Annotated in this window: 6 protein-coding genes and 1 tRNA gene; 5 read left to right on the top strand and 2 right to left on the bottom strand. The window is 64.2% G+C overall.

Going from position 1 to position 7530, the window contains the following annotated elements; translation table 11 throughout:
- A partial coding sequence (locus tag FLO80_RS23040) for a hypothetical protein (protein ID WP_223145501.1) occupies positions 1–222 on the top strand: 222 nt, incomplete at its 5' end.
- Between the two features lie 199 nt (positions 223–421).
- Here the strand turns inward: FLO80_RS23040 and FLO80_RS17315 are convergent.
- Together FLO80_RS17315 and FLO80_RS17310 are read right to left on the bottom strand one after the other, a co-directional pair.
- A tRNA-Gln gene (locus FLO80_RS17315) sits at positions 422–496 on the bottom strand.
- Between the two features lie 118 nt (positions 497–614).
- Positions 615–1109 carry an SH3 domain-containing protein gene (locus FLO80_RS17310; RefSeq protein ID WP_111366922.1) on the bottom strand — a complete coding sequence of 165 codons (495 nt, stop codon included), beginning with the start codon at positions 1107–1109 and terminating at the stop codon, positions 615–617.
- Positions 1110–1219: 110 nt separating this feature from the next.
- Here FLO80_RS17310 and FLO80_RS17305 point away from each other — a divergent pair, with 110 nt between their 5' ends.
- The 4 genes from FLO80_RS17305 to FLO80_RS17290 all read left to right on the top strand — a co-directional run bounded on the left by FLO80_RS17305 (position 1220) and on the right by FLO80_RS17290 (position 7528).
- Positions 1220–2206, top strand: a complete 987-nt coding sequence (locus FLO80_RS17305; protein WP_111366924.1) for a 2-hydroxyacid dehydrogenase — start codon at positions 1220–1222, stop codon at positions 2204–2206.
- Between the two features lie 321 nt (positions 2207–2527).
- Positions 2528–4300 carry a gamma-glutamyltransferase gene (ggt, locus tag FLO80_RS17300; RefSeq protein ID WP_111366927.1) on the top strand — a complete coding sequence of 591 codons (1773 nt, stop codon included), beginning with the start codon at positions 2528–2530 and terminating at the stop codon, positions 4298–4300.
- 93 nt (positions 4301–4393) lie between these two features.
- Positions 4394–4849 carry a hypothetical protein gene (locus FLO80_RS17295; protein WP_111366929.1) on the top strand — a complete coding sequence of 152 codons (456 nt, stop codon included), beginning with the start codon at positions 4394–4396 and terminating at the stop codon, positions 4847–4849.
- Positions 4850–4999: 150 nt separating this feature from the next.
- On the top strand, positions 5000–7528 hold the full coding sequence (locus FLO80_RS17290) for a GcvT family protein (RefSeq protein WP_111366932.1): 2529 nt from the start codon (positions 5000–5002) through the stop codon (positions 7526–7528).
- The last annotated feature ends 2 nt before the right edge of the window (positions 7529–7530 follow it).

Raw genomic sequence — 7530 nt, 5'->3', positions numbered from 1 at the left:
ACGATAGTGGGGGTCGATTTGCCCGCCACATCCAATTTCGTTGGTGCAGACGAGATCCCGGACCTCCAGGCCAAAGCCAAACAGGACTACATGCTATCACGACAAATCCCCCGGACCCGTGGCTACATTCAACGCCTGGATGACCACGAGAACGAGTACGGGCCACTGGCGGAGGCTAGGACACCGGGAGACGACAGCGAAGGACAACGAATGGCAGCCTAGGGAACCTAAGGATAAGGGATCAGGGGGAGATAGAAGATCAAGGAAGTGTGAGGGGGGGGGAACCACCAACTAGGTATACAATACTCCCTCCTTCTCCTCCTTCTCCATTACTTATACCTATTCCCTTGGGGGGCACTCTTTGGGGCACTTCCGGCCCGGTTCTGGTGCCTGAAGCGTTATGACGTTGATTGGCGATGGTTGGCTGGGGTGGTAGGATTCGAACCTACGGTACACGGTACCAAAAACCGCTGCCTTACCACTTGGCTACACCCCAACGTGGCGTGGTAATTACGCAAGGATCGGCGTGCTTGCAAGAGCCGGGATCAATATTTTTCACCCGTCAACAGCCTAACTCCCGCCGGGGTGTGTCCGGGCTCGGGGGGCGGGAAGGATCAATCGCGGATCTCGTCGGGATCTACCCCCCACAAGGTCGCCTTTCGGACCCAGCCCTTGTAGCCTCCTGCGGAGATGTGGCACCAATCGGCGTTGCATTCTCCGAGCCTTGCAATCACCCCTGTTTCAAAGCGCGCGCTGATCGGGGCGTCCGGGTCGGGGGTGATAAAGACATCGAGCATGTCCTGCTCGACGATGACGGTGCGGACACCGGACAGGAGCGAGTAGTGCACCCAGCCGCCAGCGCCGTCGCGGTCGCGTACGCGTCGCCAGTGGCCGTGTTCGGCGGTCACTTCCACCGGCATGCCCCTGCGCTGGAACACCCAGTCGATGCGGTGGGTCAGTGAGGGTCCACGCCTGACGTTCGTTTCGTCGGTCTTGGTCGACACGAAACGGGGAATCGGAAGATTGGTGACGCTGCCCCGTGTCTCGCCAGCCATGAGACTCGCCGAGGATAGGAAAAACACCAAAAGAGTGAGAATTGCCCTGCGCATGGGTCTGCCTGATATTCCTCGTGAAATCGCCAAGAGGTTCTTGTGCCTCGGCTGACTATCCGTCACTTTGCCAGTAACGCGCGCGCAAGGAAAGCGAAGGGAGGACCCATATGCCAACTGGACGTCTGAGTGTTGTCGTAACGCGACGTTTGCCCGAAGCGGTCGAGACGCGGATGAAGGAACTCTTTGATGTCCGGCTGCGCGAGGACGACACTCCGATGGCGCGGGCCGAGCTGACGGAAGCGGTGGAAAACGCCGATATCCTGGTGCCGACAATCACCGACGAGATCGACGCAAACCTGCTGGCGCGGGCGGGCAACCAATTGAAACTTATTGCGAATTACGGCTCCGGAATCGATCATATCGACGTGGCTTCGGCCCGGCAGCGGGGCATCCTTGTGTCCAATACGCCGGGGGTTTCGGCGGATGATACGGCGGACATGACGATGGCGTTGATGTTGGCGGTGAAGCGGCGGATTCCGGAAGGGTTGGAGCGGATGAAAGAGGGCGCGTGGACCGGCTGGGCGCCGACCGCGCTTTTGGGGCAACGGGTGCATGGCAAGCGGCTGGGCATTCTCGGGATGGGGCGGATCGGGCAGGCGGTGGCGCAGCGGGCGCGCGCCTTTGGCATGCAGATCCATTACCACAACCGCCGCCGGTTGCGCGAGGAGATCGAGGCGCAATACGAGGCCACGTACTGGGAGAGTCTCGACCAGATGGCGGCACGGATGGACGTGATCAGCATCAACTGTCCGCACACCCCCTCGACCTTCCACCTGATGAACGCCAGACGTTTGAAATTGCTCAAGAAAGATGCGGTTCTCATCAACACGTCGCGGGGCGAGGTGATCGACGAGAACGCGCTTGTCCGGCGGTTGGAGGCGGGCGACATCGGGGGGGCGGGGCTGGATGTTTTCGAGCATGGTCACGAGGTCAACCCGAAGCTGCGCAGCCTGCCGAACGTGGTGCTGAGCCCGCATATGGCGAGCGCCACGCAGGAGGGGCGGCTCGAGATGGGCGAGAAGGTGATCATCAATATCAAGACCTTCGATGACGGTCATCGCCCGCCCGATCTCGTGGTGCCGTCGATGCTCTGAGGCAAAAGGTTAACGCCGCCCGGGGCACGAAAATCGGGGGGTGACTCCCGGCTGTTGCCCGGCTGTTATGCGTACACCATCCGAAAGGGTATGATGTCCCGGGAAATTGCGTTAACGCAGCGTGCGATGGGCCACGCTTCGGGCCCGGGCTGCGGCCCGGCATGGGCGCGCATCCACATCACACGGACAGGTATTGACGGATTGCCAAAGTGATACTTTTTTGCGCAGTCTTGCAGCGGGGATGACAGAGATATGAGGAACGGCGCGATGACAAGGAGCGGGCAGGGCCGGGGCGGTCCCCTTTGGGTGACAGTTCTTGCAATGGCAGTCTGGGCCGGGGCGGCCGGTTTGCCGGCGCGGGCGCAGGAGGCGGCCGATGCCGTGGTGCCCGAAGCCGCGACCGAGACCGGGCAGCAGGCGATCAGCGGGATGAGTGCTGCGGCGCAGGAGGCCAAGGCCGCGGGCGTGCCGGTCACGGCGCAAGACTGGATGGTGGCGGTGGCCAACCCCTATGCCGCGGAGGCCGGCGCACGGGTTCTGGCGGCGGGCGGCACGGCGGCGGATGCGATGGTCGCGGTGCAGGCGGTTCTGGGGCTGGTCGAGCCGCAAAGCTCGGGGCTTGGCGGCGGTGCGTTCCTCTTGTGGCATGATGGCGAGAGCGGCGAGACCACCACGCTTGACGGGCGGGAAAAGGCGCCGCTGAGTGCCGGGCCGACGCTGTTTCTCGATCAGGACGGCCAGCCGCTCAAATTCTTCGACGCGGTGGTGGGTGGCCGGTCGGTGGGGGTGCCGGGCACGCCCGCGCTGATGCAGACGGCGCATGCGCGCTGGGGCCGGTCGGATTGGGCGGGGCTGTTTTCCGATGCGATACGGCTGGCCGAAGAAGGGTTCATCGTGTCGCCGCGCCTTGCCATGCTGGTGGCGGCGGATGCCGAGCGGCTGGGCCGTGATCCGGTGGCGCGGTCCTATTTCCTGCCTGACGGGCATCCGGTGGCCGAGGGGCAATTGCTGCGCAATCCGGAATATGCCGCGACGTTGCGGACCATCGCGGGGCAGGGCGCGCGGCAGGTCTATGTCGGCAGGATCGCCAAGGCCATCGTCGAAAAGGTGCAGGGTGCCGAGGGCAATCCCGGTCGTTTGAGTGAGCTCGACATGAGCCTTTACGATGTGATCGAGCGCGCGCCGGTCTGCGTGCCTTATCGCGGGCACGAGGTCTGTGGCATGGGGCCGCCGAGTTCCGGGGGGCTGACCGTGGGGCAGATCCTTGGGCTCTTGTCGGATTTCGACCTTGCGGAGATGGGGCCGGAGAGCGCCGAGGCGTGGAGATTGATCGGCGATGCCAGCCGTCTCGCCTTTGCCGACCGGGGCCGCTACATGGCCGACAGCGACTTTGTGCCGGTGCCGGTCAAGGGGCTGGTGGAGGCCGATTACATGGCACGCCGCGCCGCGCTCTTGCGTCGCGATACGGCGTTGAGCGAGGTCGAACCGGGAGAGCCGGAATTCGACCATGCGCTCAACTGGGCCGATGACGACGCGATTGAACTGCCCTCGACCTCGCATATCTCGATCGTCGATTCCTATGGCAATGCGTTGTCGATGACGACGACCATCGAGAACGCGTTCGGTTCGCGGCTGATGGTGGCGGGGTTTCTGCTCAACAACGAATTGACCGATTTCTCGTTTCGCAGCCACCGCGACGGGGTGCCCGTGGCCAACCGGGTCGAGCCAGGCAAGCGGCCGCGCTCATCCATGGCGCCGACCATCGTGTTGAAGGATGGCGAGCCGGCTCTGGTGGTGGGCAGCCCCGGGGGCAGCCGGATCATCGGCTATGTCGCCAAGACGATCGTCGCGCATATTGATTGGGGTATGGACGTGCAGCAGGCGGTGACCTTGCCGCATCTGGTCAACCGGTTCGGCACCTATGACGTTGAAGAAGGCAGCGCGGCGGCGGCGCTGGGCGAGCCATTGAAAGCGTTGGGGTTCAATGTCGAGACGCGGGCGCTTAACTCCGGGCTGCACGCGATTGCGCTGGGTGAGGATGGGCTGACCGGCGGGGCCGATCCGCGCCGTGAAGGGATCGCGATCGGGGAGTGATGCGCCCCGGCGCCAAGGATTCGGCCCGACGCCAGCCCAGTTCTGCCGCATTTTGCGGGCATGCCTGACGCCGACCCGCTTTGGAGGCAGCCCATGATCAACCCGTTTGCGGCCGGTTTTCTTGCCATTGCGGTGCTTGTCGGTGCCGGGGTGGATTATCATCAGCAATCGGTGAGGGCGGAGGTGCCGCTGGGCACTCTGGGTCTGGCGGATTATGCGCAGACCGTCACCGAGCGTTTTTCGCAGATGCGGGCCGGGAACCCGGAAGAGAGCACGGACAACGCGCCGGAGGTGGCGGTTGCGGAGGGGCCGGAGGAGGCGGGCGTGCCCGAATCCTCCGCCGTCGAACAGCCGGGCGAGGCCGATGGCGTGATGCGCAAGCTGGGCGGGCTTTTCAACGGCGATAGCGCCGGGACGGGTGGCACGGCAGGCCCGGCCGGGCAGGGCGAGGCGACGGTGGTGCAGCGCTCGGGCCAGGGACGCGCCGGTTTCGGGTCGGGCAAGTGCTCTTACGAAGGTGCGATCAAGCGCTGCACGGTCGGCAACTGATCCGTCGCGATATCGTGAAACATCGGCCCGCGCCCCGGTCTGATCAGGGGTGGGTCGTTTTTATGTGATCAGCGGTCGGATGAACGATGCGAGGACTGCGTGGTTTCGGCCATATGGGGGACGAATGCATTCCCCGGGGAGTCGAAGATCATGAAGACCCAAGTCAAAGCCCTTGTCGTCGGCGGCGGTGCCATCGGCACGTCGATTGCCTATCACCTTGCGCGCGCCGGGTGGTCCGATGTGATGTTGATCGAGCGGGACGAGTTGACCAGCGGCTCGACCTGGCATGCGGCCGGGCTCCTGCCGCTGTTCAACATGTCCTATGCGACGACCCATATCCACCAGTACTCGGTCGAGTTCTACAAGACGCTGGAAGAGGAAACCGGCCTCAACCCCGGGTTCTTCATCGTCGGCAACCTGCGCATGGCCCAGACGCAAGCGCGGATGGATGAATACATGCTCTATGCCGCGACCGCCGAGACCTGTGGCGTGCCCTATGAGTGGATGACCCCGGATGCGATCAAGGAACGCTGGCCATTGGTGCGCACCGAGGACCTGGAAGGCGCGATCTATCACCCGACGGATGGCTATATCAACCCGGCCGACCTGACCATGGCGATGGCCAAGGGGGCGCGGCAGCGCGGGGTCGCGATCGAGCGCAAGTGGCAGGCCGACGGGTTCGAGTGGAAAGGCGATCACTGGGACGTGACGCTGACCAAGATGATCGAGCGCGGCGGCAACCTCGTGCCCGGCGAAGAGCAGGTGGTGGTGAGCGCCGAGCATGTGGTGACGGCGAGCGGCAACCACGCGCAGCGCACCGCGAAGATGCTGGGCATCAAGATGCCGGCGATCCCGGTCGAGCACCAGTTCATCGTGACCGAACCCGATCCTGCGCTGGTCGCCTATCGCAAGGCGGGTGGCGCAGAGCACCCGGTGCTGCGTGATGCCGATGCGAAATGGTATGTCCGCGAAGAGCGGGGCGGCTGGATTCTGGGCCCCTATGAGCGCAACGCGCCCGCGCGGTTCGAATACGGCGTGCCCGACAGTTTCCGCGCCGATCTCTTCCCGCTCGACCTCGAACGGATCGAAGAGGAATACATGAGCATGATCCACCGGATTCCCAGTTCGGAAGAGGTGGGCCTCAAGGACGATTTCAACGGGCCGATCTGCTACACGCCCGACGGCAATCCGCTGGTCGGCCCGGCGCCGGGGCTGCGCAACATGTGGCTGGCCGAGGGGTTTTCCTTTGGCATCACGGCGGCGGGCGGCACCGGCCATTACCTTGCGCAACTGATGGTCGGGGGCGAGGCCGAGATCGACATGGCGAGCCTCGATCCCAAACGCTTTTCGCAAAGCTGGATGACCACCGAGTTCGCCGCGCGCAAGAACGAGGAGGCTTATGATCACGTCTATATCCTGCACCACCCGGATGAAGAGCGCCCTGCCGCGCGCCCGCTGCGCACCGCCCCGGCCTATGACCGGCAAAAGGCGCTGGGCGCGCAGTTCGGATGGGTGAATGGCTGGGAGCGGCCCAACTATTACGGGCCGCTCGATGCGCCCGAGAGTTTCGACCACGACGCGCGCAGTTTCCGCCGCGGCGGATGGTGGCAATACGCGGTCGAGGAGGCGAAGGCGATCCGCGAGGGTGTGGGCCTCATCGATGCCTCCGCCTTTACCAAGCACGTGGTCAAGGGGCCGGGGGCGACCGCGTTCCTTGACTGGTTCACCTGTAACAAGCTGCCCCGCGTGGGCCGGATCAACCTGACCTATGCGCTCACCGATCATGGTACGACGCGCACCGAATACACCATCGTGCGGATCAAGGAGCATGAGTATTACTGTGTGTCCTCAGGCGGTTGGACCGAGTATGACGGCGATTACCTGCGCAAGGCGGCGGCCGACAAGGCCGGGGAGTTCGGCTATATCGAGATCCAGGACGTGACCACGCAATGGGGCGTCTTTGCCATCGCGGGGCCAAAAACGCGGGATGTCCTCAAGGAGGTGATCCGCGATGCCGACCCCGACACGGCGCTGTCCAACAAGCGGTTCCCGTGGCTTTCGGCGCGCCCGATCGAGCTGGGCATGTGCCCGGTCAACGCGATCCGCGTGGCCTATACCGGCGAGCTGGGCTGGGAGTTGCATCACCCCATCGAGATGCAGAATTACCTGTGGGATCTGCTGTTGGCGGCGGGTGAGAAACACGGGCTGAAACTCGTTGGTGCGCGGGCGCAGAACTGGCTGCGCCAGGAGAAGAGCTATCGCGCGTTTGGCAACGAGCTGGGCCGCGATGCGACACCGCTTGAGGCCGACCTGCCGCGCTTTGTCGATCTCGACAAGGAGTTCCATGGCAAGGCGGCGATGGAGGCGACGGGGATACGCTCGAAATGCGTGACGCTCTTGATCGACGGGCCGGAGGATGCCGACCCCTGGGGCCGCGAGGCACTATACTTGCCTGATGCGCCCCTCCGGGGCGACGGAGGGACCCGCGTCGGTCGTCTCACCTCGGGGGGCTATTCGGTGGCCTTCGGCAAGAGCATCGGCATGGGTTACGTGAAGCCGGATCAGGCGAAGGTGGGGCAGAAGCTGTTGGTCAGGATGCAGGACAAGCTCTGGCCCGCCGAGGTGGTCGAGGACAGCCCCTATGATCCGACCAACGCCAATATCCGCGTGGATGGGTGAGG

Origin of the sequence: Aquicoccus porphyridii, assembly GCF_008369105.1 — a bacterium.
GTDB lineage: Bacteria > Pseudomonadota > Alphaproteobacteria > Rhodobacterales > Rhodobacteraceae > Aquicoccus > Aquicoccus porphyridii.
The sequence above is the reverse complement of the archived record's forward strand: the minus strand, read 5'-3'. Positions and strand labels throughout refer to the sequence as shown.

What these genes read in the sequence shown, in the direction of transcription:
- FLO80_RS17310 (WP_111366922.1), bottom strand. Translation starts at nt 1,109, where the DNA reads ATGCGCAGGGCAATTCTCACTCTTTTGGTGTTTTTCCTATCCTCGGCG.
- FLO80_RS17305 (WP_111366924.1), top strand. Translation starts at nt 1,220, where the DNA reads ATGCCAACTGGACGTCTGAGTGTTGTCGTAACGCGACGTTTGCCCGAA.
- ggt (WP_111366927.1), top strand. Translation starts at nt 2,528, where the DNA reads ATGGCAGTCTGGGCCGGGGCGGCCGGTTTGCCGGCGCGGGCGCAGGAG.
- FLO80_RS17290 (WP_111366932.1), top strand. Translation starts at nt 5,000, where the DNA reads ATGAAGACCCAAGTCAAAGCCCTTGTCGTCGGCGGCGGTGCCATCGGC.
- FLO80_RS17295 (WP_111366929.1), top strand. Translation starts at nt 4,394, where the DNA reads ATGATCAACCCGTTTGCGGCCGGTTTTCTTGCCATTGCGGTGCTTGTC.